The organism is Vibrio sp. JC009 (assembly GCF_029016485.1).
In the GTDB taxonomy this organism is placed as follows: Bacteria; Pseudomonadota; Gammaproteobacteria; order Enterobacterales; family Vibrionaceae; genus Vibrio.
Genome location: NZ_CP092107.1, coordinates 1,142,436 through 1,167,817, shown reverse-complemented (window position 1 = coordinate 1,167,817; position 25,382 = coordinate 1,142,436). Strand labels below are relative to the sequence as shown.

Annotated in this window: 20 protein-coding genes; 14 read left to right on the top strand and 6 right to left on the bottom strand. The window is 45.5% G+C overall.

Features of this window, described 5'->3' with window-relative positions; all coding sequences use genetic code 11:
- The first annotated feature begins 279 nt into the window (after nt 1–279).
- The 4 genes from L3Q72_RS20140 (at nt 280) to L3Q72_RS20125 (ending at nt 3,519) form a co-directional block, all read left to right on the top strand.
- Nucleotides 280–1,065: an AraC family transcriptional regulator gene (locus tag L3Q72_RS20140; protein ID WP_275132341.1), complete on the top strand. Its 786-nt coding sequence runs from the start codon at nt 280–282 to the stop codon at nt 1,063–1,065.
- Nucleotides 1,066–1,325: 260 nt separating this feature from the next.
- Nucleotides 1,326–2,846 (top strand): sodium/proline symporter PutP, encoded by a 1,521-nt coding sequence (gene putP, locus L3Q72_RS20135; protein ID WP_275133761.1) that lies wholly within the window; start codon nt 1,326–1,328, stop codon nt 2,844–2,846.
- A 216-nt stretch (nt 2,847–3,062) separates the two neighbouring features.
- Nucleotides 3,063–3,320 carry a hypothetical protein gene (locus tag L3Q72_RS20130; protein ID WP_275132340.1) on the top strand — a complete coding sequence of 86 codons (258 nt, stop codon included), beginning with the start codon at nt 3,063–3,065 and terminating at the stop codon, nt 3,318–3,320.
- Nucleotides 3,286–3,519: a hypothetical protein gene (locus tag L3Q72_RS20125; RefSeq protein ID WP_275133784.1), complete on the top strand. Its 234-nt coding sequence runs from the start codon at nt 3,286–3,288 to the stop codon at nt 3,517–3,519. The genes L3Q72_RS20130 and L3Q72_RS20125 overlap by 35 nt, the downstream gene beginning before the upstream one ends.
- Nucleotides 3,520–3,521: 2 nt before the next feature.
- Here L3Q72_RS20125 and L3Q72_RS20120 read toward each other — a convergent pair whose 3' ends face one another.
- Together L3Q72_RS20120 and phnR are read right to left on the bottom strand one after the other, a co-directional pair.
- On the bottom strand, nt 3,522–4,226 hold the full coding sequence (locus L3Q72_RS20120) for a DUF445 domain-containing protein (RefSeq protein WP_275132339.1): 705 nt from the start codon (nt 4,224–4,226) through the stop codon (nt 3,522–3,524).
- Between the two features lie 71 nt (nt 4,227–4,297).
- Nucleotides 4,298–4,999: a phosphonate utilization transcriptional regulator PhnR gene (gene phnR, locus L3Q72_RS20115; RefSeq protein WP_275132338.1), complete on the bottom strand. Its 702-nt coding sequence runs from the start codon at nt 4,997–4,999 to the stop codon at nt 4,298–4,300.
- A 256-nt stretch (nt 5,000–5,255) separates the two neighbouring features.
- Between phnR and L3Q72_RS20110 the strand changes: the two genes are divergently transcribed.
- Nucleotides 5,256–5,771 carry a hypothetical protein gene (locus tag L3Q72_RS20110; RefSeq protein WP_275132337.1) on the top strand — a complete coding sequence of 172 codons (516 nt, stop codon included), beginning with the start codon at nt 5,256–5,258 and terminating at the stop codon, nt 5,769–5,771.
- A gap of 575 nt (nt 5,772–6,346) precedes the next feature.
- On the opposite strand, the gene L3Q72_RS20105 is transcribed toward L3Q72_RS20110, so the two are convergent.
- Nucleotides 6,347–7,606 (bottom strand): diguanylate cyclase, encoded by a 1,260-nt coding sequence (locus L3Q72_RS20105; RefSeq protein ID WP_275132336.1) that lies wholly within the window; start codon nt 7,604–7,606, stop codon nt 6,347–6,349.
- 370 nt (nt 7,607–7,976) lie between these two features.
- Here L3Q72_RS20105 and L3Q72_RS20100 point away from each other — a divergent pair, with 370 nt between their 5' ends.
- From L3Q72_RS20100 to L3Q72_RS20075, 6 genes are all read left to right on the top strand, one after another.
- Entirely contained in the window at nt 7,977–8,699 is a 723-nt protein-coding gene (locus L3Q72_RS20100) for a FadR/GntR family transcriptional regulator (RefSeq protein ID WP_275133760.1), read from the top strand.
- A 416-nt stretch (nt 8,700–9,115) separates the two neighbouring features.
- Nucleotides 9,116–9,871: an SDR family NAD(P)-dependent oxidoreductase gene (locus tag L3Q72_RS20095; RefSeq protein WP_275132335.1), complete on the top strand. Its 756-nt coding sequence runs from the start codon at nt 9,116–9,118 to the stop codon at nt 9,869–9,871.
- Between the two features lie 370 nt (nt 9,872–10,241).
- On the top strand, nt 10,242–12,029 hold the full coding sequence (locus L3Q72_RS20090; RefSeq protein ID WP_275132334.1) for a sodium:solute symporter family protein: 1,788 nt from the start codon (nt 10,242–10,244) through the stop codon (nt 12,027–12,029).
- A gap of 161 nt (nt 12,030–12,190) precedes the next feature.
- A complete protein-coding gene (locus tag L3Q72_RS20085; RefSeq protein ID WP_275132333.1) occupies nt 12,191–14,185 on the top strand; it encodes an EAL domain-containing protein in 1,995 nt (664 codons plus the stop codon).
- A gap of 85 nt (nt 14,186–14,270) precedes the next feature.
- The gene (locus tag L3Q72_RS20080; protein WP_275132332.1) at nt 14,271–15,092 is read left to right on the top strand and encodes a transporter substrate-binding domain-containing protein; all 822 of its coding nucleotides are present in this window, start codon (nt 14,271–14,273) and stop codon (nt 15,090–15,092) included.
- Nucleotides 15,093–15,160: 68 nt separating this feature from the next.
- Complete coding sequence (locus L3Q72_RS20075) at nt 15,161–15,778, top strand: 3'-5' exonuclease (protein ID WP_275132331.1); 618 nt, start codon at nt 15,161–15,163, stop codon at nt 15,776–15,778.
- A gap of 97 nt (nt 15,779–15,875) precedes the next feature.
- Here L3Q72_RS20075 and L3Q72_RS20070 read toward each other — a convergent pair whose 3' ends face one another.
- Nucleotides 15,876–16,169 (bottom strand): hypothetical protein, encoded by a 294-nt coding sequence (locus L3Q72_RS20070; RefSeq protein WP_275132330.1) that lies wholly within the window; start codon nt 16,167–16,169, stop codon nt 15,876–15,878.
- A gap of 243 nt (nt 16,170–16,412) precedes the next feature.
- On the opposite strand from L3Q72_RS20070, the gene L3Q72_RS20065 reads away from it, so the two are divergent.
- Complete coding sequence (locus L3Q72_RS20065) at nt 16,413–18,257, top strand: diguanylate cyclase (RefSeq protein WP_275132329.1); 1,845 nt, start codon at nt 16,413–16,415, stop codon at nt 18,255–18,257.
- A gap of 32 nt (nt 18,258–18,289) precedes the next feature.
- Here the strand turns inward: L3Q72_RS20065 and L3Q72_RS20060 are convergent, their stop codons facing one another.
- Nucleotides 18,290–18,625 (bottom strand): cupin domain-containing protein, encoded by a 336-nt coding sequence (locus tag L3Q72_RS20060; RefSeq protein ID WP_275132328.1) that lies wholly within the window; start codon nt 18,623–18,625, stop codon nt 18,290–18,292.
- 277 nt (nt 18,626–18,902) lie between these two features.
- Here L3Q72_RS20060 and L3Q72_RS20055 point away from each other — a divergent pair, with 277 nt between their 5' ends.
- Together L3Q72_RS20055 and L3Q72_RS20050 are read left to right on the top strand one after the other, a co-directional pair.
- Nucleotides 18,903–21,056, top strand: a complete 2,154-nt coding sequence (locus L3Q72_RS20055) for a heparinase II/III family protein (protein WP_275132327.1) — start codon at nt 18,903–18,905, stop codon at nt 21,054–21,056.
- The gene (locus L3Q72_RS20050) at nt 21,056–23,206 is read left to right on the top strand and encodes a heparinase II/III family protein (protein ID WP_275132326.1); all 2,151 of its coding nucleotides are present in this window, start codon (nt 21,056–21,058) and stop codon (nt 23,204–23,206) included. The genes L3Q72_RS20055 and L3Q72_RS20050 overlap by 1 nt, the downstream gene beginning before the upstream one ends.
- Before the next feature lie 50 nt (nt 23,207–23,256).
- Here L3Q72_RS20050 and L3Q72_RS20045 read toward each other — a convergent pair whose 3' ends face one another.
- Complete coding sequence (locus tag L3Q72_RS20045; protein WP_275132325.1) at nt 23,257–25,272, bottom strand: EAL domain-containing protein; 2,016 nt, start codon at nt 25,270–25,272, stop codon at nt 23,257–23,259.
- Nucleotides 25,273–25,382: the final 110 nt, after the last annotated feature.

Genomic DNA, 25,382 nt, shown 5'->3' with positions numbered 1-25,382 from the left:
GCTACAAGAGCATACCATCTTTGTCTTACAGTTTTAAAAAAATATCTCATTTTTTGAGCTGTAGAGAATATTTGCTAAAACTTTTTATTTTTAGAGTACATGTTCTAATGTTTCGAACATAATTTGAGCAAGCATTGACCGTAATTAATGTGCACTTGATCATTGTTCCGGGAAAATGGAGTAGCCTGCTTCTGCTTTATCCGCTGGAGCCGCCGCTTGTGGTCGGTAGACGATAGAAGTACACTAGCGCCGGCCTCATAAAGACGTTTATCAAATCCGATGAAAGACACTGAAATTCAATTTCCCAAACCTGCAGAGTTAGTGACGCTTCCTTCTTATATGAATCATCATGATCACTCCTACTCTCAGATAGTTATCGGTTTGAGCGGAAAGTCTGAGTTTGATGTTAATGGTTCTGGTAATTACATTGGTCCGGGGCAGGGCTGCATAGTAACCGCCGGTGCTGATCACGCGTTTGGTGGTGTGATTGGCCGTTCAGATATACTGGTCTTAAACCTTCCTTCATTGACGGATACAAATACCCGTCTGAGCGCCAGAATCAGTGATCTTGTCCGGTCGGATGTTTACTTTCAGCTGGACTCACAGATAAGGCAGCTTATCCAGATGCTGGTGCAGGAGATGCAGACCAGCCCTGAAGATGAGATCCTGAGCCGGGCTTGTAATGATACAGTGATGGCGCTTTTGAGTCGGCATATCTCTGCGTTTAAGCCTTCCGCTAAATCTGTCCGGCTGGATATGGACCAGTTGGACCGCTATATAGAAAGTCATTTAAGCCGGAAAATCACCATAGCTCAGCTGGCGGGAAGCGTATTTTTGGGTGAGAGCCAGTTTCATCTTCTGTTTAAAGAGCAAAGCGGCATTACTCCTCATCAATATGTATTAAATAAGCGTATTGATTTCGCTAAGTCCCTGATCGAGCAGGGAGGCGGTAGTCTCACGCACGTGTCCCGGCTCTGCGGCTTTGCCAGTTTGAGTACATTTACCCACGCCTTTAGCCGTTTGACCGGATTTTCACCGACTCAGTACAAAAAACAGTTCTCTTGATCATTCTTCCGTAAAACGACGGATTCTGCTTTTTCCGTTCTGAAATACCTCATCGTTTTTGATGAGCCGTTTCGTTTTGTCTGAAAAACCGATTTTTTGACAAATGTAACGGAGTTTTTGACAAGTGTATCCAACAAGCCCACAATACACGGCCCATCACGTACGCTATCTCCTTATGTATTAATGGATTAGAAATGAGAAGTGGTTTGCGGAAGCATGATCAAGGCAGATGGTTCATCTGCCTTGATCATGCTTCCGGGATGGAGACAGACAAAAAAATAGAGGATATTTTAATGAATAGCTTTGCTATTACTGCAACCTTCGTTGCTTACTTAATAATGATGCTTGTGATCGGCTACGTTGCTTATAAAAGAACAGCCAGCTCAAGCGATTACTTTCTGGGTGGCCGATCTTTAGGTCCATGGCCTGCTGCGCTTTCTGCCGGTGCTTCTGATATGAGTGGCTGGCTGCTGCTTGGTCTGCCGGGCTATGCTTATGCGGCCGGTATTGAAGCATTCTGGCTTGCCGGTGGTCTTCTGGTGGGGACCTGGGCGAACTGGCTGCTAAGTGCCAAGCGCCTGAGAACTTACAGTATTACGACTAACTCTCTGACCATTCCGGAGTTTTTATCACGCCGTTTCAATGACCAGTCAAATCTGATTCAAACCATTTCAGCTTTCTTCATTCTGCTTTTCTTCCTTTTCTATACAAGCTCAGGCCTGGTAGCTGGTGGTAAGTTGTTTGAAACTGTATTTGGACTGGATTACAACGTGGCTGTGGTAGTGGGCACTATCTGTGTGGTTTCTTATACCCTGTTTGGTGGTTTCCTGGCGGTATCCTGGACTGACCTTGTTCAGGGACTTCTGATGGCTGCCGCTCTGCTGATTGTTCCTATTGCTGCAATGCAGGGTGGATTCGGTCAATTGGGTGCTGATCTTGAAGCTATCAACCCTGAGTTGCTGACGCTGTGGAATGATTCCAAGGGCGAGCCTCTGACCATGATTGCGATTATCTCGCTTGTTGCATGGGGTCTTGGTTACTTTGGTCAGCCACACATTCTGGCTCGTTTTAAGGCATCCAGAACTAACCGGGATCTGACAACAGCCCGTCGTATTGCGGTTGTATGGTCTGGTCTGAGCATGATTGGTGCAATGCTGGTGGGTGTGGTTGGTCTGGTCTATATGACTAACTCTCCGGCGGGTTCACTGGCTGATGGTGAGAAGATCTTTATGGTGCTGGTTAATGCCATGTTCCATCCGGTTATCGCCGGTATTCTTCTGGCTGCAATTCTGGCGGCTATCATGAGTACTGCTGATTCCCAGCTTCTTGTTTCTTCCTCTGCGCTGGCGGAAGACTTCTACAAGCAGCTGTTTAAGAAAGATGCGACTTCTGAGCAGGTTGTGAAGGTTGGCCGTTATGGTGTTATTTTCCTTTCTGTTATCGCTATGATTCTGGCCGGTAATCCGGACAGCTCTGTACTTGGCCTGGTTTCCTATGCGTGGGCTGGCTTCGGTGCGGCATTTGGTCCGGCGATGGTTTTGAGCCTTTACTGGTCAAAAATGAACAGAAACGGCGCGCTGGCAGGTATTCTTGTTGGTGGTGTCACTATCGTTATCTGGAAGCAGCTGAGCGGTGGCTGGTTTGATGTGTATGAAATTGTACCGGGCATTATCTTCTCAACTATTGCTATTTTTGTTGTAAGTCTTGTTTCTGGTGAGCCTGACTCTACTGTGCTGGCACAGTATAAGAAATTCGAAAAACAGCTGGAAGAGCTTGAATAAATAGATAATTTAGGTCAAATTAGAACTGTCAATAAGCCCTTGCATGATGCGAGGGCTTATTTTTTGTGATCTGCTTATGATTTTGTGATCTCATGTCGCAAAAATGTCTCTTTTTTGCACAAAAAAGATAAATTATCGGTTGAAATCCATTATTATCTTTGCGCAATCGATTAATTACTCAGTTATTTGAACGAAACGTAGCAAGAGGTCCAAAAAATGCCAGATCTATATTGTCAGTCGTGTAAGCAGATAACGCCTCATAAATCTGTTATGCGCCGCAACGTAGACGAGTCAGCACCTTTCACCAGAAAGTTTGCTCAGTTACTTGGCCAGATTGCTAGCGGAAAGCATTACTATAATATGGAACTGCAGCAATATTGCAGAGTCTGTAATTGCCAGCATATTGAGACAGGCCACACAGGTACACATGGTGTACAGCATGTTGATGAAACGACTCAGGTTAGCTTTCATTAATATCGACAAAATTCTACTAATACGAGAACGCTCTGTATGGAATTTTATTTCTGCAGGGCGTTTTTGTTTCTGTGTTTTATTTGGTTATGGTTTGATGGGCTATGGGGCTATGGGGCTATGGGGCTATGGGGCTATGGGGTGCAGGTATAAAGAAAAAGCCAGCTCGCTGTGGAAGCTGGCTTTGGGTTTTACAGTGTAAACTTATGCGATAAACGAAGAGATCACGCCGATCAGGCCGCCGAAGACGCCTCCCCACACAACCAGCCAGCCGAGGTGTTCTTTGATCATCTCCTGAACCATCTGCTTAACCAGTTTCGGGGTTAGCTCGTTCAGGCGCTGGTCGATAATGTTTTCAATATTATCCTGGATTTCAGTCATCATTTTAGGCTGTTCAAGCTGCTGTTTTATCGCCTCTTTTACATTGTCACTCTGGCTGATATCTGCCACAGATTCTTTCATTTTCTCAACAAAAGGCTGTTTTAGTGGCTGAAGGGCTTCTGTTCCGCCAAACATTGCCAGCATGCCGCCGAAGGATGAGTTCGCGATTACTTCTACAAGTGAATCAAAGGTAGGCTCAAAATCAATCTTCTCTATTACCGGTTCCAGTTCAAGTTTTATGCCTCCTGACATTTCCTGACTCAGGAACTTATCAATGTTCTCACCGGTAAAAAATTGGCTCATCATCAGGTTTTTAATGGCTGCTTTGAACTCTTCAAAACGGGCCGGAATAACGCCTGAGCCGTAAAGTCCCGGCACCTTTTCAAACAGCATGTGGATAGCGAGGGAGTTGGTGACTGCGCCAGAAAACGCAAACAGACCTGCGTATAAAATAAGATCGTTCTGCATCTGATAACCGGAGGCAAGCACAGCCAGGGCAACCAGATTGGTAGCAATATTTTTATTCATCCTTACTTACAACTCATATGGAGTACAACAATGGCGGGATTTTAGAGAAGAACCGGCGATAAGTGAAGCATCTACATCAACTCTGCTAAAGACTCTATGCACATGGCATCGTGCCGCCAGTATTCAAAGTTGCCATCAATCAGGGCGCCGTCCTGATTGTAGTTAAGGCGTTCCACCAGCATGGCCGGGGTACCGGACGTTGCATGAAGCAGTTGAGCGATATCTTCAGTCAGCGAAGTCACGCTCACTTTATAGCGGGTTTTCTGATAGCTGATATCGTAGTGCTCGCGGTAGATATCGGTCAGTGATGTAGCAAGCTGGTGATCCAGAAGGCCGGGAAAAGCTGTCTGCCGGATATAGTGTCTGACATACACAACCGGGCGCTGTTCAAGAAAACGAACCCGTTCAAGAGAATAGACGTCGGTAAACGGGGGCAGATCCAGCAGCTTTGCCGCTTCTCTGGTTGCCAGAATACTTTTGGCTGAGATGACTTTGGTTTCCGGTTTTCGTCCCTGAGAGAGCGCCAGGTTATGAAAGTTCTGCCTGAGGCTGGGATCGTAGCGAAGCGGCTCTGGTGATATAAACCAGCCTCTCCGGTCTTCACGGTAGATTCGCCCTTCCGTCTCCAGCAGGGAAAGCGCTTCGCGCAGGGTAACACGTGTTGTATCAAAGGCTTCAGCCAGTTTTCGCTCTGCCGGAAGTTTTTGGCCCGGGATCAGCATTCCTGACTCTATCTGTTCAACAATGGCATCTTTGATTTTTACGTATTGCACGGATTTGTATTCCTATGTTGCTGTCAGCTCTGCATACTACCTTGCCATAGAGGAATCGTAAAATCAGTTAACGGTTTTTCCTGCGCAATCACTGAACAGCTAATTACTGGTATTGGTATAAGAGGAGAGCTTTAATCAATGAATTGAATAAGAATCTTCCGTTTATGTGAAGAGGAATAGCCATCTTGTTCACTCTGTGGTCTATATAAAGATGAGAGAGAGTTCAATCTGAATAAAAAATAAAGAAGTGAACGAGATGAAACAAAAAAAGCCATTTCCCAAAGAGATATTTCTGATCCTTCTGGCGGTACTTATTATCGGTTTACCTTTGGTTCTGATACAGATAGATGTAGATAAGGTGCGTTTTAACCACCCGGATAAGTTTATGGGTAAGGAAGTCCAGTTCAGTGATTCCTGGAAAAAGCCGCGTACAAAGAAGATACCTAGCGGAGAGTATGTATTTTCTGCCTCTATTTATGACAGCATTTCCTACGTCAGTTCTACGATAAGTTACACCTTTAACGGAAAACAGGTAAAAGCCCGTGAAGATCTGATGGTAGAGAAAATGATTTTTCTCACCAGCGAGAAAGTGCTGGTCGGCACGGCTGATTACAGGCTGGACAGGGGCGTTATCCGGTTCAGCAATGTTTCAGGTGATGATTTTAATCTGCCGTCTCAGGGCATTCCATACGAAATTAACGGCAGTGGTGATCTGATTCTGCACAAAACGGATGTGTTTAAGGGCACTTTTAAAAAATCAGCAGAAAAATAGCTTGAGATAAAAGAGCCGGAACTTGTGCGAGATCTCTTACAAAGACGTAAGTTAATGTAGTTTTGATGTATGGCATATTGTTAACGGATTGTATCAAATTCCTTGTGTATAAAGGGCTTAGGCAGGATTGGTGAATGTTTATGCAGTTGTAATCCATTTCATGCTCCTTGCTGAATTAGCGGATATGAGTAATATTTAACTTGTCAGCAGGACGCAGACAAAGGAACAGGAAAGCACCACGGATTGGTTATCTTCAGGAAGAAGATTCGGTTATTCAGGATGAGTAATCGGCAAGGAGAGCGAACCGGGACACCTCAGGAAGAGGCAGGGACTGAACATCAGGATGATGTAAGGGACACCGCTCAGGGAACAAGTGAAGTGCGCTAACGAGGATTGTTAGCTGATCAGGATAAGATCAAGGACACCGCTAGGAAGGCGACGAAAGGATTAAGCTGAAGGAATCAGCACACTATCATGGATTAGATGCATGGAGCACACTTAGTAGCCGGATTGCTGCGAGTAAGACTATAACCCCGTTACGGATGTAACGGGGTTTTTCTTATGTGTTAATCCAACTAGCACTCCACACGATTTCTGCCCTTTGCTTTGGCTTCATAGAGTTTCTGATCGGCCTTACGAATCAGTTTATTAATCCGCGTTTTGTCGCTGGTGGGGATCCGCTTGATGATATCTTCATTGGGTTTGTTTTGATGGGCAACCCCAACACTTATAGTCCGGCGTATCTTGTGACCATCAACTTCGTAGCTGCGCAGTTTGCATTTTTTACGCAGAGCTTCTGCTTTTTCTATGGCTTCTTCTTTAGTGATGCCAGGGATAAAGACGATAAACTCTTCGCCTCCCCAGCGCCCGACAACGCCGTTCTCGCCAACAAAATCACGGCACTGCCCGGCGATGCTCTGAATAATCATATCTCCGCTGAAATGGCCATAGCTGTCATTTACAGACTTAAAGTCATCAATATCGATTAGCAGGCAGGCAAGGGCACCCTTGGTGCTCTGAGAGTCGTTGAGCCACTTAAAAATGGCTTCTCTGTTGAGTAGGTCAGTTAGCTGATCATGAGTGGCTTTGTATTCCAGCTCCTGCTCTAATTTCACTTTTTCTGTTACATCTTCAATGACTGCCTGAATGGCCGGCTCACCATCCCAGTCGATCAGATTATCGTAGACGTTAAAATATCTTTGCTTACCATCGAAACAGGTATTTTCTGTTATGTGATGAAACCCTTCCACTTTTCCCCGGATAATATCGTCATACCTCGTTAGGGCGAGTTCACGGGCGTCGTCAGGTATAAAATCGAATACATTTACATTGTTTATAACGTAATCGATAGATGGTGCATGCATGAGGTCTACCCAAGCCTGGTTAACCATCAGGGGTTTGAAGTTTCTGTGTACCAGAATCCCCTGTCCAGACGTAGTAATCAGGCGTTTATATTTGAGATCGTTCTCTCTAATTCTTCGGTTTGCCTCTTCTACCATGGAGAGGTCGATAACCGTAACCTGTATAGCCGGTTCTCCTTCCCATTCAATTACATGATCTACGGTAAATACACTGAACTTCCTGCCATTACGATCGTAGTTAGTAAAAGTTTTCCCTTTTGGCGTGATTTCTCCACTGAGCATCCGATAAAAGTTTTTCCTGACGGAATCATGATACTCAGGATCGATAAGATCCAAAAAGGAGCTGATACTGGAAAGCAGCTCTTCCGCAGACTCATAGCCAAAGATACGGGCGTAATTATCGTCCGCGTGAACGGCCTTAAAGTCCTTGATGATTACTACACCATATGTTGAATCAATATTAAGTTCAGGCATGAATAAACTAGCGTGGCTAAAGGTATTATGTTGGTATTAATAATACAGTAAATTGTACGGACCGACATTACAAATTCGCTGTGAAATGTGTCCCGGGTAGCATAAAGATAGTCGACGTTATGATATATTGAAAATGAAAAATTAATTTGTATTACTATAACATTTCCTTGCTTGAGGTTTGATAAGCTCGTCACGTAACATGAACGCGCTTTGTGGTATGTCTCTCTTCAGGCATTACTTATTTTAAACAATGAGATATCATCAATCGCTAATTTATCGTGAGCAATTCTTGTATTATTGTTACAATAAATACTAAGTGTCTATTAGTTGATTGAACTATTATTAAAATATCTTGGTTATTGGGAGCAACATTTTGAGTAGTTTTGGCGCAATTGCGGGTTCTAAACGCAGCTTGCACGTTCAGGTGGCAAGAGAAATAGCGAGAAGCATTATTTCGGGAAAGCTACCTGAAGGCAGCGTGATCCCCGGAGAAATGGCGCTTTGCGAGCAGTTTGGGGTTAGCCGGACTGCATTGCGTGAAGCAGTAAAATTATTGACATCAAAGGGGCTGCTGGAGTCCCGGCCGAAAATTGGTACCCGCGTTGTTGAACGGGCTAAGTGGAACTTCCTCGACTCTCAGCTTATCGAGTGGATGGAAGGCCTGATGGATGTGGATGAGTTCTGTATTCGCTTTTTGGGTCTTCGCAGGGCAATTGAGCCAGAAGCGTGCGCGCTTGCTGCAAGGCATGCAACGGCAGAGCAGCGAATGGAGCTCTCTTCTGTTTTTCAGGAAATGGTGGATGTTGCCAACGCGGATGAGTTTGATGCCGAGAAGTGGACAGATATTGATATGCAGTTCCACAAGCTGATTTTCTCATCCACAGGAAATGATTTCTTCCTGCCTTTCGGCAATATTCTGTCAACTATGTTTGTTAACTTTATCCGTCACTCTTCGGAAGAGGGAAGTACCTGCATCAAAGAGCACCAGGAAATCTACAATGCCATCATGGCTGGTGACTCGGAAAAAGCACGTGACGCATCAGCATCTCACCTTCAGGCTACAAAACACCGTCTGCCGGAAGAAGCTGCATAAGCGAAGCACAATCAAACATACTGAAAAGCCAATAGTCTGCGGACATTGGCTTTTTTTGTGGCCGTTTGTTGTGGTAAATAGAAGAATACCCATATTTTTTGTAATACAAAAGTTTGTTTTTTGCTGGTGTAATACATCATCATGCCTTTATTCCTGGAAAAAGCCTGAAGACGTCTTTAGTGAATGTTTTTCTTGTATTTCATTGTTTTTAAAAGAAAGTTATTGGTTTTGAAAATGGTGTTATCTATTTTTCCTGGGCTCCTGTTTTCTCAGTAAAGAGATCTTCATCAAGAATTTTCTTGCTCCACTTGTTTTATTTGTAGTATTTAACTACAGTTGTTTGTGTCGTATATAAGCTGCATCCGGTAAAAGTCACAGGGTGGCTTATTGTTAATTAATTTTATATGAGTATGGATATGTCTGAGAAAATTGCATTAATCACTGGTGCGACCGGTGGTATCGGCTTTCAGGTTGCAAAGCGACTTGGTCAAGATGGTTATACCCTAGTTTTAAATGGTATTGAAAACGAGCAGGGCGCAAAGTGTGTTGCTGAATTACAGGAGCAGGGCATTAAGGCTGAATATTACGGTTTTGACGTTACTGATGAAATGGCGGTAACTGAAACCGTTACTGCTATTGGTGAGAAGTACGGCAAAATCGATGTTGTCGTTAATAACGCCGGCGGCCTGGGTGGACGTAGTTCCATCGAAGAGATGAGCACGGAGTTCTTCCGTAAAGTTATGGCTCTGAACCTTGATAGTGCATTCTTCGTTTCCCGTGCGGCGATCCCGTTTTTGAAAAAAGCTGAAAATGGCTCCATCATCAACTTTACTTCAAATGCGGCATGGAATGCTGGTGGCCCGGGTGCAGGTATCTACGGTACTTCTAAAGCGGCGGTTCATACCCTTACCCGCGCACTTGCGAAAGAGCTGGCCCCTGTTGGGATCCGTGTAAATGCGGTATCTCCGGGTACCATAGATACGCCTTTCCACGCACAAATTAAATCAACTAAGCCTGAAGTGTTTGCTTCCTGGGCAAACAGCATCATGCTGGGCCGCCTTGGTCAGCCAGAGGAAGTGGCTTCAGTGATCTCCTTCCTGGTAAGTGACGACGCTTCGTTTATTACAGCTGAAACTGTTCAGATTGGTGGCGGGCAGGCTCTGGGTATTTAATTCCTACTCAATCTGACTCCCGAAAAGGCTGCATATTTTTTATGTGGCCTTTTTTCTTTGGTTATTGTAATACAAGAATTGTTGCGCTGTCATAGTTGCAGCAGGTCGTTTGTTACTGTTTTATCAGTGCCTTAATCTGCCGTCGGTTTTTCGAAAATTTGATACCTCCAATGTTAATGGGGTCTTTAGGACTTATGCTTGTCACCACAAGCCTCTACAGCCCTAAAAAGCACATTTCGACCATATGTATGACAAATGCGATTTTTTTAGTAGATCGTCGTCACGTTAATGGCATATTGTAGTACAAATAAATTGATGGCGTTATATAGTTACTATCGACACAATTAGTCTGACTGACAAAGGTATAATGATGGAACTCAATACAATGATTGTCTGCATCTATTTCCTGTTCTTGATTGCAATAGGATGGATGTTCAGAACATTTACAAACACAACCAGTGATTATTTCCGCGGGGGCGGTAGCATGCTCTGGTGGATGGTTGGTGCGACTGCATTTATGACTCAGTTTTCTGCATGGACTTTTACAGGGGCTGCAGGTAAGGCCTATAACGATGGTTTTGCTGTAGCGGTAATCTTCCTTGCAAACGCATTTGGCTACTTTATGAACTACGCATATTTCGCGCCTAAGTTCAGACAGCTTCGCGTAGTAACAGTCATTGAAGCTATCCGCATGCGTTTTGGTACAACCAATGAGCAGGTATTCACTTGGTCAAGTATGCCAAACTCGATCGTATCTGCGGGTGTATGGCTGAATGCTCTGGCTATTATCGCTTCCGGTATCTTTGGTTTCGATATGAACACAACCATTATCGTAACCGGTGCTGTGGTACTTGCGATGTCGGTAACCGGTGGTTCATGGGCGGTAATTGCATCTGACTTTATGCAGATGGTTATCATCATGGCGGTAACCGTTACCTGTGCTGTATTTGCGATCATTGAGGGTGGCGGTGTTGGTGAGATTATTTCCAACTTCCCGGTTCAGGAAGGTGCATCTTTTGTATCCGGTAACAACCTGAACTACCTGAGCATCTTTGGTATCTGGGCCTTCTTTATCTTTATTAAGCAGTTCTCTATTACCAACAACATGCTTAACTCATACCGCTACCTTGCGGCTAAAGACTCTAAGAATGCGAAGAAAGCGGCTCTGCTTGCCTGCTGCCTGATGACCTTAGGTCCAATGATCTGGTTCCTTCCTTCCTGGTATGTTGCAGGACAAGGCGTGGATCTTTACTCAATCTACCCTGATGTAGGTAAAAAAGCGGGTGACTTTGCTTACCTTCACTTTGTTCGTGAATATATGCCTGCCGGTATGGTTGGCCTGCTGGTTGCAGCAATGTTTGCAGCAACTATGTCTTCAATGGACTCTGGTCTGAACCGTAACTCAGGTATCTTCGTTAAGAACTTCTACGAGCCGGTACTGCGCAAAGATGCGACAGAGAAAGAGCTGGTATTTGTTTCTAAGATCACCTCTACCGTGTTCGGTATTCTGATTATTCTGGTGGCGATGTTTATTAACTCGCTAAAAGGTCTGAGTCTGTTTGATACCATGATGTACGTAGGTGCCCTGATTGGCTTCCCAATGACAATCCCTGCATTCCTTGGTTTCTTTATCAAGAAAACACCGGACTGGGCTGGCTGGGGTACTCTGGTTGTTGGTGCCGGCGTTTCTTATGTAGTTGGCTTTGTTATCAACGCTGATATGGTTGAAGCATGGTTTGGTCTTGAAGAGCTGACTAAGCGTGAGTGGTCTGATATTAAAGTGGCTATCGGCCTGATTGGACATATCTCGCTAACCGGTGGTTTCTTCCTGCTGTCAACGCTGTTCTACAAGCCGCTTGAAGAGCACCGTCAGAAGGATGTAGACAAGTTCTTCAGCAACCTGGAAACGCCACTTGTTGCTGAATCCACTGCTCAGAAGAAACTGGACAACAAGCAGCGTGAAATGCTGGGCCGACTAATCGCAATTGCTGGTCTGGGTATTATGCTGATGGTTCTGCTGCCGAACCCTATGCTGGGAAGATTTATCTTCATTCTTTGTGGCGCAATCGTTGGTGGTGTTGGTCTGCTACTGATGAAAGCGGTTGATAAGAGCATTGAAGATGTTGAAGTGGATCAAGAACCTGAAACAGTATCTTAATCTCTCAATTGATTATTAATTATGAGAAAAGCAAGTAGTTCGCTACTTGCTTTTTTTGTTGTCTGTCACAAAGATGAGCCTGCATGCAAAATCTCCACATTTTCTCCATGATTGCAGGTTAGCGTCGGGATACGCGTGGTTTATCTGTACCATGGAGGGTAATGATGTCGGTGAATTACATTCCTAAAATTAATCCAGAGCAGAGCAAAATACAGGCTCTGGTTATCTTTACTGCCTGCTTTTCAGCGGTTTATTTTATTGTTTTATCTTTCTCTCACAAGCAGGAGTTAAGTATCTTTGTAGCGACTTTTGCTACCTTGCTGCTTTTATTTGTTTTTGCCAACCGGGCTCTTGAGAGTCTCAGAGCTTTGGATAGTGAGAGGGCTGAACAGCAATCGTTAGATCTAGCCGTAACTGAAACAGCAGAGCCTAAAACAGTGTCGGTTCTTGATTCATATCGTGAAAAAGACACCAAACGTCTCCAGTTTGTGCTGAATATCTCCGGTGAAGGTCTCTGGGAGTGGAATATGCGCACCGGTGACGTTACCTTCAATACCCAGTTTCAGAAAATTGTGGGTATTCATAATACAGAGTATGGTTTTAAGGACTTTGAAGAAAGTATCTTTGAAGAAGACAAAGAAAGGGTTGGTAATGCCTTACATGCGCTTATTGAGCGCAATGAGCCTTATGATTTGGAGTTTCGGATAATAAGACCTGACGGCAAGCTTATCTGGGTTTGGGATAGGTGCGGTATTGTTGAGTTTGAGAATGAACAACCGGTCTGGATGATAGGTATTGTTCAGGATATTACCGAGGCAAAAATCAACCAGGAAAGAATACGCCGTCTTGCTTATTACGATCCTCTTACCACTCTTGCCAACCGTACTCTGTTTGAGGAGAAGCTTTCAGGCTTATTACAGGAGCGGGATCACGAGCGGGAATACAGTGCCCTCCTGCTTCTGGACTTAGATCTGTTCAAACTGTTAAACGAAACTTATGGCTATCAGGTTGGTGACGAAGTGCTGTCTGTGGTGGCGGAAAAACTGGATAATGAGGTGGGAGCCAAAGGAAGTGTTGCACGTTTTGAAGGCGACAAGTTTGCCATTCTTCTTCCCCACTTAAACGACATCTCTAAGCTGGCAATTGCCTATAGCCAAAAATTTTCAGAGCGCATCAGCTTAGCGGTTTCGGAGCCCGTGAAGTTAAAAGAAAGCTGTGGCATTGACGTTGATTATTCTGTATCCGCCAGCGTTGGAGGCATGGTGTTTAACTCCGCTGAAGCTTCTGCCGAGAACCTGATCAGACTGACAGAGTCCGCTTTGCGCAGAGCTAAGGGGAACTCGGGGCATGGCATCAGAGTATTCGGCCCGGAAAGTCGCTTAGATCTGGACAGAGCAAGTGTCCTGAAAAAAGCGGTGCATAAAGCGTATGCTGAAAATGAGTTCACGACTTATCTGCAGCCCAGGTATAACTCATCTCAGGAGATGACCGGCGGTGAGATACTATTGCGCTGGTTACATCCCACCATGGGGGCTTTAGCGCCAAGAGCTTTTCTGGATATAGCGGAAGAGACCAATCTTATCGTTCCGTTAGGGCATATGGTTCTGGAAAAAGCCTGTCAGTTGCTGCAGGAGTGGCAGTCCGCTCCTGAGACGGAACATCTGAATATTTCTGTAAATCTGTCATCCAAGCAAATATGGCACTCAAAGTTTGTGTCGGATTTTTACGCTATCATCGACAAGTATCCGGTTGATAAAAGCAAGCTGACTCTGGAGGTTTCAGAGAGTACTTTTTTAAAAGATATCGATGAGACAGTCAGTAAACTGAGTGATGTGAAGAAGTTTGGAGTGAAGCTTTCACTGGGTAACTTTGGGACGGGATACTCCTCTTTAAGCAACCTGTTAAAGCTTCCGGTAGATGAGATAAAAATAGACCGCACCATCATCAAGGATATCTTTATCGATAAACAGTCACATCTGATGGTGCAGTCGATTATGTCTATGGCGGACTTTTTTCAGCTGGATGTGGTTGTGGAAGGGGTGGAGACAGAGGCCCAACTGGCACTGCTTCAGGAGTACGAAAGCTGCCTGTTTCAGGGGTTTCTCTTTGAAATGCCTATGCCGGTGGAGAAGTTTCAAAGTGAGTTTACATTGTAAATTGTTGCATAGCTTTACCCGGTTGTTTTGCTATATTGAAACTAAACGCAATAGACTTAGATGTGAATAAGCCGTGATTTGTCATTTGAATAAACAGTTAAAGCGATTTGCCCTGTGTGGTGTTATCTCTCTTTTTTACCCCACGCTGAGTCATTCTGAGTCGGTTGAACTGGATTTATATACGGATGAGTTTCCCCCTCTGCAGGTTCAGGTGGATGATGAGCCCAGAGGGTATGTTATCGAATATATCCAGCGCCTTGTGCAGGAAGCGGCAAAATCGCATCCGATGCAGATCCGGCATGTGAACTTTGTTCCCTGGAAGAGAGCAATGCTGGCGGTGGAGGAGTCGGAAAACTCTTTGCTGTTTGCTATCTCAAGAACAGAGCTGAGAGAGAAAAAATATCAGTGGATAGGGGAAGTCTCACCCTATGAAACCACACTGTACCGGCATGTGGATGGCCCTAAAAAAGTCGCATCTTCACTTAAAGATCTGAAATACTTCCGATTCGGAGCTCAGTCCGGTAGTGCCTTTGAAGATTTGCTCAGGGAGCTTGAGTGTCCCGATGTGATGACGGTGACCTATGGTCGCAGAGCGATCAAATTACTCAGCGCGGATCGCATTGATTACGCCCCACTGGTTGCTTCCAGCTTTTACTACCGGATGGAACAGTACGGATATAACCCAGACGACTACGTTCCGGTTTTAAAGATAGATGAGCTATCAAAAGAGCTTTGGCTTGTGACAGGCAACAAGACCTCTGCTGAGGTCGTATCGGCACTTCAGAGCAGCCACACTTATTTACAGGAAAAGGGAGTCCTGAAGGAATTGATTGCGGCTTATCAGCCTGACAGTACAGTTATGAAAAAGTACCGTGAGCAGAAACAGGCAGAACGTATAGGCCACTGAAGTACGTTTTGTTATTCCCGAAAAGCGTTATAATCAGTTTCCTTTTTGCTTTATCCAGGACTTCCTACATGCAGCTATCGGCAAAATCCGTCATTGTTCTCGACTTCGAAACCACAGGCCTTTCACCCAATATGGGAGACAGGGCGATAGAGATAGGTGCAGTTAAGCTGGTAGACGGAGAGGTAACGGATACTTTTCAGCAGCTAATGAATCCCGGGTTTCGTGTAAGTGGTTTTATTGAGGGCTATACCGGGATCAGCAATGCGATGCTGCAGAATGCTCCGGATTGCGCAGAGGTAATGGCAGAGTTTGCAGACTTTATTGGTGACACTCCTCTGGTCGCCCACAACGCCTCTTTCGATAAGCGCTTTCTGGATGCGGAATTTGAACGCATCGGTGTGACCTACCCAGGCCAGTTTGCCTGTTCTATGCTGGTGGCCAGACGGCTTATTCAGGACTCCCCAACCCATAAACTGGGTGACCTGGTGCACTTTAAGCAGATAGAAAATGATGGCATCTTTCACCGGGCATTAGCCGATTCGCAGATGACCGCCCGTTTGTGGATGCTGATGGTCAATGAGCTGGAGCTGCAGGGCATCAGCAATCCAAGCTTTCCCTTTATGCAGAAAATTGCAAAAACCAGCAAGCATGCAGTCACAGCCTTGTTAGCCAGGCATATGGGCTAATACCAGTAGTCAGAAAGAGCCGTGAGGCTCTTTCGTTATCGATCTCTGTTATTACGGTTGGGGCAAAAACCGGAACGGAGGGAGTGGTCAGTCTGGATTAGTATATTTCCATGATCCAGGATTCTAGTTTTTTCTCTTGCCAGAACTCGACGATGATTGGCTCCAGAGCGTTGAGGACTTTTGCAAAATCATCTTCAGTTTCACTCTTGTTGAACCAACTTTTAATAGAATCTTTACTAAAGGCTAACTGTTTTAGGTTACCTGAGGTCATCAGGACTTCTTCACCATCGGTTGCCAGTTGTTCTTCACTCAGCTTTACCTTTGATTCAAAGTATTTTTCGCCAGCTCTGTAAAGTTGCCAGTCGTCCGCTCTCGTTGCTACCAGTTCCATTGTATTCACCTTTTTTAATGCTTATAGGAGGAGGGGGCCTTCATTGCAATAGTGCTATCTGACATAAAATCATACAATTTGGATTCTGTATGAGAGTCATCTCACATCACGGCTATGGGTGTTCCTATTTTTTTGATTTGATTGCGGAAAGCTTGACTGAGGCACGTTTTATTCTGCTCTGTTTTTTGACGTTAAAGCGTTAGCACATAAAATTAATAGAGGACTTTTAACCCGGGCCAGTGAATGCAGAGCATATGTAACAATCAGAAGAGACTGCTTATCCTGATTATTGCAGAAGTGATACTTCTGATAAGTCTGGTGATGGTTTCTGCTTATCTGTTAAGAATGCAGGCCGTTGGTCAGGAAAAGTTTAAAACCGCGACCACGCTTCGCTATGAATCCTACCAGCTTGCTGATCAGCTCAGGCAAAGCTCAGATGATCTGACCCGGATGGTTCGCTCCTATGCGGTTTCAGAGAACTCTCAGTTCAAAGAGTATTTTTGGGATATTCTTGCGATCCGAAATGGTGAAAAAGCCCGACCAGAAAACTATGAGCGTATCTACTGGGATTTTATGACAGTTGATGCTCCCAAAGCTCCCTTCCCTGATGGTGAGAAAGCGTCACTGGAAGCCCTTATGCTCATGGCCGGATTTACCGAAAGTGAGTTCCTGTTGTTGAATCAGGCTCAGCAAAATTCTGATGAGCTGGTGCACCTTGAAGAGATTGCAATGAATGCAATGGTCGGCAAGTTTCAGGATCGGGACGGGAATTTCATCGTGACAGGTAAGCCTGATCCGGTAATGGCAAGAAATATTCTCTACGGGCCGGAATACCATGAAGCCAAAAGAAACATTATGGTGCCCATCAATGAGTTTCTTGAGGCGATTGATATCCGGACCAAAGAAGGTGTTTTACAGGCGAACGCGCAGGTTAAATTTTACCAGACGGCATTAATTGCCGCTCTGGGAACACTTTTGATTAACGGTGTGTTTCTGGTAATGACCACATGGCGCTTCCATACCGTGTTGGTTGACAAACTTCAGAGAGCGGTAAAGAGTCAGTCACGCGAGCTGCATGTTCGTAAAAAGGTGGAGAGAAAACTGGAGCAGTCTAACGACCAGCTTACGGCTTTGAGCATTACCGATGGCTTAACAGGAATTGCTAACCGGCGACACTTTGATGAGGTTTTTGCCAGCGAGTATCTGAGGCACTGCCGCTCCGGAGAAAAGTTGTCTCTGATTTTACTTGATATCGATTATTTTAAGCCATTTAACGATTTCTATGGTCATGTAAAGGGCGATGAATGTCTCAGGCAGGTTGCTAAGATCATCTCTGATAGCATTGTTCTCCCGGCAGATATCGCGTCGCGTTATGGTGGTGAGGAGTTTGCCTGTATCTTGCCTGAAACGGGAATAAAGGGCGCAAGAAGGGTTGCCCGTAGAATACTGCAGCAATTGCAGGATACCAGTATTCCACATGAACGCTCACCGGAGGGGCGGGTTAGTGTCAGTATTGGTGTTGTGTCTTCACGCTGTGTGCATGAACTGAGTGAAGAAGCGCTGGTTGTCCGGGCTGACAGGCTTCTGTACAGGGCTAAAAATTCCGGACGGAACAGAGCCGAGTTTGAAGCAGAAGCGGATGCTGCAAAAAGTACAGAGGGCAAGTTTATCCGGTTGAAGTGGCAGGATTCATACTGCTCTGGCAATGAGACTATCGATCTTCAGCATAAAATGATTTTCGAATCTTCTAATAAGTTAATGGAAACCTTTATTTCAAGCGACGATAGCCTGCTGGTTTCAGAAGCGATGAGCGCATTTCTGAAAGAGATGGAGCAGCACTTCCGGGACGAAGAGGAAATATTAAAGGATGCGGGCTATTCCGAAACGTTAGCCCATGCAGCAGAGCATATGGCGCTTTTAAATGAGGTGCATCAGCTTGTCGAAAGATTTAATAATTCTCAGCTTACTCTGGAAGAGCTGTTTAGTTTTGTTTCTTCAGAGCTGGTTATGGGACACTTTATCGGTGAAGATCAGCAGTTTTTCTCCTTTATAAATAGTGAACAAAACAAGGCTAAACAAGCTAAGTAAGTGTTTACTTTGCATGTTCAGCCCAAATGCGGTTACTTCAGGAAGTCTTCTCTGTGCGGAGAGAAAAGATCCAGAAGAATACTGCCTTCTTCCAGTGCTACAGCGCCGTGTACCATGTGCTTGGCGGCAATATAAGCATCACCTGCTGTCAGAACACATTTTTCACCGTCAACTTCGGCTTCAAAGCTTCCCTTAACCACATAACCAATCTGATCATGAATATCATGGGCATGAGGCGCACCAATTGCTCCCTTGTCAAATTCAAGGTGAACCGCCATCAGGTCGTCTGTATAACCGACAATTTTTCTCTTGATGCCGCCACCAAGCTCTTCCCAGTCATTGTCGTCAATTTTAAAAAAAGAATTCATAACGTCTCCGTTTTTTTGCCTATTGTTTAGATGTGCTCTATCTTAGCGCACTTTGATTTATTTGTAATACAATAAATCAATAGTAATGAGAGCCAAATCAACAAAATAAAACCAGCTATATACAAGGCTTAGCAGCGATTTTCTTTGCTTTAGTAGCCCTGTAGCGGATTTTGATAAATGTGATGTAGCTCTTTATTTACATTTTTGATAGATGCAGAGAAGGTTTATTTGTATTATTTTAGTAAAAGTAAACTTGTTCGCCAATTGGAGGAAGTCCGTGAACGCAGAATATCAACCCATTCTACTGACAGCATCAGAAATCAATGAGCTGAGAAGCGAGATTGGCCGGGATACCCTTATGGGAAAAACTATCGCTAAAAACAGACAAGACACTGATGCATTTATGGCTCTGGAATATGACGTTCCCGGACACGGTGAAGCGGGTGGCTACGAGCACAATCGTCACAAGCAGAATTATCAGTATATGAATCTTGCCGGCCGCCTGTATCTCATCACCGGAGAAGAGAAATACGCTAAGTTTGTCACCGAACTTCTGGAAATTTATGCAGATAAATACCTTAGCTTCGATTTCCATGTTCAGAAAAATACGAACCCGACAGGCCGCCTGTTCCACCAGATCCTGAATGAGCATGTATGGCTGTTGTATTCCAGCCTGGCTTTCTCCTGCGTTGCTTCCTATATGACAGAAGAGCAGCGTGAGAGAATTATCAAGGATGTTTTTCAGCCAATGCTGGATATGTTCACCATTAAGTACGCGCATGATTTTGACCGTATCCATAACCATGGCATCTGGGCGGTGGCTGCTGTTGGTATTTGTGGCCTGGCAATCGGTAAACCTGAGTATCTGGAGTTGTCTGTTTATGGTCAGGAGCGTAACGAAACGGGTGGATTCCTTGCCCAGATTTCTCAGCTTTTTGCACCGTCCGGCTACTATATGGAAGGCCCGTATTACCACCGTTATGCGATTCGTCCGCTTTGTGTATTTGCTGAGGTGATTCACCGTCATATGCCGGAAGTGGATATCTTCAATTACAAAGGCGGCGTTATCGGAACGACCGTAAAAGCCCTGCTTTCAACGGCTTACCCGAATGGCGAGTTCCCTGCGATGAACGATGCTTCCCGTACTATGGGAATTACCGATGCAGGTGTTCAGGTTGCCGTTTCCATGTATGCCAGTCATTACGGCTTGGATCACAACCTGCTGGGTATGGCAAATATTCAGCAGCAGGTCTGGATGCATGCCTGTGGCCTTTCACTGTCACAGGCATTTGAAAATGAAAGTGATATTGACCTGCCATGCTGGCCGAGTGTTGAGCTGTGCGAAGGTCCTGAAGGCGATAAGGGGGCCCAGGGCTTTATCCGTATGCCGGATAAAAACAAGGATGTGTTCCAGCTTGTGATGAACTACGGTCAGCATGGGATGGGGCATGGTCACTTTGATACGCTCGGGATCAGCTACTTTAACCGTCGTCAGGAAGTGCTGCGTGAATATGGCTTCGGGCGCTGGGTTAACGTTGAACCTAAGTTTGGCGGCCGTTACCTGGACGAAAACAAGTCATATGCCCGTCAGACCATTGCTCACAACGCAGTGACGATTGACGAAACCTGCCAGAACTATTTTGATGTGGAGAGGGCAGACTCTGTTCACGGTGAACCTCATTTCTTTAGCGTTGACAAGGATACGGCTCGCGGAATGAGCGCCTTTGCTAACCACCATTTTGATGGCGTAAAGCAGCAGCGCAGTGTGTTCTTAGTTGAGCTTGACGAGCTGGAGGCTCCGCTTCTGGTTGATTTGTACCGCCTCACGGGCGAAGGAAAACATCAGTATGACTACTCGCATCAGTATGAAGGGCAGATAGTACGTACTAACTTCGGTTATAGCAGTCATGTGGAACTGGATACCCTGGGTGACAAAGATGGCTACCAGCACCTGTGGGAAGTGGCCCGGGGCAGAGCCGGTGATACTGCGCTGGTGAGCTGGCTGCAGAGCAATACCTATTACACCTGGCTGGGAACCAGTTCTAACAGTGGCGATGAGATGATTTTTGTCCGCTCTGGTGCCAATGACCCGCAGTTTAACCTGCGCAGTGAGCCGGCGTTTATGCTGCGCTCTCACGGTGAAAGCACTCTGTTTGCTTCTGTGCTGGAAACTCACGGTTATTTCAACGAAGAGTTTGAACAGTCTGTTTCTGCGCGCGGTAAGGTGAAAAATATTGCGGTTATTGCCCATGATGATAACGGCTCTGTGGTTGAAATTACCACGGAAAAATCTGAAATCACCATGATGGTCAGCAACCGGAAAGAGGTTGATCAGAACGCCAGAAATGAAGTGGTGGCAGATAACACAACTTATGTATGGAATGGCCCGTTTGCGATTGAAACAAAGGCTATCAGCCAGGAGACGAAATAATGAACTATCAGCCTTTGTTGCTTAGCTTTGAAGAAGCGAAAAAACTACGTGAAGACCTGGGCAAAGAGACGATTCTGGGCAGAACACTAAGCCGTGATATCAGACAGCTTGAGCAGTATATGGATCAGATCGGTATTGAAGTACCGGGACATGGCGAAGCCGGCGGTTATGAGCATAACCGTCACAAGCAGAACTACATCCATATGGATATTGCAGGCAGGCTTTTCCTGATCACCGCAGAAGACAAGTATGGTCAGTACATTGTGGATATGCTGACCGCTTACGCGAGTGTGTATCCTACTCTGGAGAGTAATATCAGTAAGGATACCAACCCTCCGGGTAAGCTGTTTCACCAGACACTGAATGAAAACATGTGGATGCTGTATGCTTCCTGCGCGTACAGCTGTGTTTATCACACGCTGACTGCAGAGCAGAAAGATTTCATAGAGACCAATCTGTTTAAGCCTATGATTGAGATGTTTGTGGTGACTTATGCCCACGACTTCGACATAGTGCATAACCATGGCTTGTGGGCTGTTGCTGCGGTTGGTATCTGTGGTTATGCAATCAATGATCAGGAAACCGTGGATAAGGCGCTGTATGGCCTTAAGCTGGACAAAGTCAGCGGAGGCTTTCTGGCCCAGCTGGATCAGCTTTTCTCACCAGACGGATATTATATGGAGGGGCCTTACTACCATCGCTTTTCCCTTCGTCCTATTTATCTGTTTGCAGAGGCCATAGAGCGTCGTCAGCCTGAGCTGGAGATCTATCAGTTTAATGATCAGGTGATTAAGACCACCACTTATGCGGTAATGTGTACGGCATTCCCGGATGGTACTCTGCCTGCGCTGAACGACTCTTCCAAAACCATCAGCATTAATGATGAAGGTGTGATTATTGCGACCAGTGTCTGCTTCCATCGCTACGAAAAGAGCGACACACTGATCAGCATGGCGAATCACCAGAAGGATGTCTGGGTACATATTTCCGGACAGGATCTTTCTGAGGCGGTGGCGAACACATCCGATATCAAGCCGTTTAACTGGGGCAGCCTGTTTGTTTCCGATGGCCCTGAAGGCGATAAGGGTGGTGTTTCCATTCTGCGCCACCGTGACAGCAAAGATGACGATACCATGGCGCTGATCTGGTTTGGTCAGCATGGCTCGGACCACCAGTATCACTCTGCTCTGGACCACGGACACTATGACGGCCTGCACCTGAGCGTATTTAACCGTGGACACGAAGTTCTGCACGATTACGGCTTTGGCCGCTGGGTCAATGTGGAGCCGAAATTTGGCGGCCGCTATATCCCGGAAAATAAGTCTTACTGTAAGCAGACGGTTTGTCATAACACAGTGACCGTAGATCAGAAGACACAAAATGACTTTGATACCGCAACCGCTGAATCCCGCTTTGGTCAGAAGCACTTCTTTGTGGCTGATAACCAGAAACTGCAGGGTATGAGTGCTCGTGTTGCCGATTACTATCCGGGCACTGAGATGCAGCGCACTGTCCTTCTTGCGGATCTGGAGGAGTTCGAAAAACCTCTGGTTATTGATGTGTACCGCATTACGGCGGATAAAGAGCACAGCTATGATCTGCCTTTCCACTATTCAGGTCAGATTATCCGCACGGATTTTGACTACAGAACAGAAAGCAGGCTGAAACCGCTGGGTGCAGAGTTTGGTTATCAGCACCTGTGGAATATTGGCTCCGGAACGGTACAGGGAAGCGCTCTGGTGAGTTGGCTGCACGACTCAAGCTACTACTCACTGGTGACGAGCGCAGCCCCGGACTCTGAAGTGATTTTTGCCCGCACTGGTGCAAATGATCCTGACTTTAACCTGCGCAGCGAACCTGTGTTTATTATGCGCCAGTCAGGTCAGAATCACGTATTTGCTTCTGTTTTAGAGACGCACGGCTACTTTAATGAGTCCACCGAGGCTTCTGTTGGTGCGCGTGGTCTGGTTCGCTCTGTAGAGGTGCTGGGACAGAATGAACAGGGAACGGTAGTTACAATTTCTCTGGAAAGCGGCAAGCAGTACAAGGTGGCTATTTCAAACAGGGAAGAGGCTGCGCAGAACGAGCTGCACAGCGTTTCACTGGCAGACTGTGTTTGCGAGTGGTCTGGGCCATTCGCAATTTTATAATAAGAAAAGTTGCTCCTCTCGTGTTGGCCGGTGTTATCACCGGCCTTTTTTTAAATGTTCAGATTGACAACATTTGAGTTTGAGTTGCCAAACAGTACCTGGACTAATTTGTCTGCATCCACAGGCTTAGACTTCAGGTAACCCTGACCGATAGAGCAGCCAAGTTTTACCAGCATGTTCTGCTGCTCAATGGTTTCTACACCTTCAGCAATCACATCCAGATCCAGGTCTTTTCCAAGTTGCAGAATGTTTTTCAGTAGTGCAGCTGAAGTCTGATCTTCTCCATACTCAAGCACAAAGCTGCGATCTATTTTCAGAGTGTCAAACTCGAAGTGCTTCAGATAAGAGAGTGATGAGTATCCGGTACCAAAGTCGTCCAGCGCAATGCTGATACCCATGGCTTTTAGTTCCTTGAAAATACTCTGAGCGTACCGGTTGTTTTCAACCAATACACTTTCGGTGATTTCCAGCTCTAGCTCATTGCCTTTAAGGCTTGAATCAATAATTAACTGCTTCAGTTCCTGGAAAAACTCACGCCGTTTTAGGCTGCGGGCTGAAATATTAACGCACATCTTACCGGTTTCTATCCCTTTGCTGAGCCACTGTTTTTTCTGTTTAATGGCGCTCCGGACGACCACGAGATCTAGCTTTGAGATCAGAGAGCCGGTTTCTGCTACCGGAATAAACGCGTCAGGGTAAACCATGCCTTTCTTCGGATGCTGCCAGCGAACCAGGGCTTCAGTGCCTAATACCTCATCTGTTTTCAGATCCCAAATAGGCAGGTAATGGAGCTCAAACTGATCCTCTTTGATGGCCACTTTCAGGTCACGTTCAGTTTCATACTGAGCGATAGACAGCTGGTTTAACTCGTCAGAATAGAACTGGAAATTATTTTTGCCCTGAGCCTTTGCATGGTACATAGCATTATCGGCATAGCGCAGAAGTGGCTCGCGGCTTTTGCCATCGGTGGGATAAACGGACACGCCAATACTTGCAGAAACATACGCAGAGATATCACCAATCTGAACCGGCTTTTGCAGTTCATCGATAAGTTCAGCTGCAATCTTGTTTGCTGTGTGTATGGTGCTGGCGATGCTTTTCTGGTGTTCCAGAACCACAACAAACTCGTCACCACTGATACGCGCAGCAGTATCGGAAACCCGGATACAGCGTTGAATTCGTTTCGCAATCTCCAACAGCAGTTTATCACCTACCTCATGACCGTACTCATCGTTTACGGCCTTAAAGTGGTCCAGATCGATAAAGAGCAGGGCAAACGCCAGGTTCAGGCGCTCAGAGTTAATGATCGCTTTATCCAGCCTGTCAGAGAACAGAGTCCGGTTTGGAAGCGATGTAAGTGAATCATAATGTGCCTGCTTATGTAACTGGCGGTTTTTAGACTCGATGGCCTTATTGGCTTTTTCTAATGACTTAAATAGTTTGCGTTTATTCTCTTCCGCTTTGTATAGATGAACGTTAATAATAATGGCAACGATAATAGCTGCCGCAATTAATGTCAGGCTGATGTACTGATACCGACTAATACCATCATCCAGATGCTGTTTGATTGCGCGTTCAACATCATCGGCCTGCTGGATAAAGTTCAGGAACATCCTGTCTGTGATGATATCGATTTCTGAGCCAGGGCTGGATACTGCACTGTTGGCGTAGCGGAGTTTGTCGTATGCCCTGATATCGGCCAGTGTTTCACGCATAGAGACAACAATTTTACGCAGCTCAAGATCTTCAATGGGTTTAAAGTCGCCTCTGATACTGCGGCCACCTTCAAGCAGAGCAAGAGCATACCAGTCGGAAAGATCAAGATAGTACCAGACCTCCTGGATGGATTGAGTGGTGTCACCTGAAAGTACTTCTTCAAACCAAAGGTGTGCCATCGCGCCGTTCACTTTTATTTCTTCAGCGGCTTCGATCATTGGTGTTTTTTCAACCAATAGCCTGTTGCCCTGGTAAAACAGAAGTATTGCCAGGGTAATTACAGTAATAGCCAGCGAAGCGGTCAGCCCGTACATTCGCTTGGCGGTAAAAGATACATTGCTTATAAACACGACAAATAGCTCGGCTTAAAGTTAAGTTGCTCAGATAATAACCTTTCCTGAGAAAAGCTGGCAAGAAGTACAAAGATTGGATTGTACACTCTAATTATTAAAGTATCATT

Bases quoted from the DNA above. Each gene is read 5' to 3' on its own strand.
- L3Q72_RS20140 (WP_275132341.1), top strand. From the start codon at position 280: ATGAAAGACACTGAAATTCAATTTCCCAAACCTGCAGAGTTAGTGACG.
- putP (WP_275133761.1), top strand. From the start codon at position 1,326: ATGGAGACAGACAAAAAAATAGAGGATATTTTAATGAATAGCTTTGCT.
- L3Q72_RS20130 (WP_275132340.1), top strand. From the start codon at position 3,063: ATGCCAGATCTATATTGTCAGTCGTGTAAGCAGATAACGCCTCATAAA.
- L3Q72_RS20125 (WP_275133784.1), top strand. From the start codon at position 3,286: ATGTTGATGAAACGACTCAGGTTAGCTTTCATTAATATCGACAAAATT.
- L3Q72_RS20120 (WP_275132339.1), bottom strand. From the start codon at position 4,226: ATGAATAAAAATATTGCTACCAATCTGGTTGCCCTGGCTGTGCTTGCC.
- L3Q72_RS20110 (WP_275132337.1), top strand. From the start codon at position 5,256: ATGAAACAAAAAAAGCCATTTCCCAAAGAGATATTTCTGATCCTTCTG.
- L3Q72_RS20105 (WP_275132336.1), bottom strand. From the start codon at position 7,606: ATGCCTGAACTTAATATTGATTCAACATATGGTGTAGTAATCATCAAG.
- L3Q72_RS20095 (WP_275132335.1), top strand. From the start codon at position 9,116: ATGTCTGAGAAAATTGCATTAATCACTGGTGCGACCGGTGGTATCGGC.
- L3Q72_RS20090 (WP_275132334.1), top strand. From the start codon at position 10,242: ATGGAACTCAATACAATGATTGTCTGCATCTATTTCCTGTTCTTGATT.
- L3Q72_RS20085 (WP_275132333.1), top strand. From the start codon at position 12,191: ATGATGTCGGTGAATTACATTCCTAAAATTAATCCAGAGCAGAGCAAA.
- L3Q72_RS20075 (WP_275132331.1), top strand. From the start codon at position 15,161: ATGCAGCTATCGGCAAAATCCGTCATTGTTCTCGACTTCGAAACCACA.
- L3Q72_RS20070 (WP_275132330.1), bottom strand. From the start codon at position 16,169: ATGGAACTGGTAGCAACGAGAGCGGACGACTGGCAACTTTACAGAGCT.
- L3Q72_RS20065 (WP_275132329.1), top strand. From the start codon at position 16,413: ATGCAGAGCATATGTAACAATCAGAAGAGACTGCTTATCCTGATTATT.
- L3Q72_RS20060 (WP_275132328.1), bottom strand. From the start codon at position 18,625: ATGAATTCTTTTTTTAAAATTGACGACAATGACTGGGAAGAGCTTGGT.
- L3Q72_RS20050 (WP_275132326.1), top strand. From the start codon at position 21,056: ATGAACTATCAGCCTTTGTTGCTTAGCTTTGAAGAAGCGAAAAAACTA.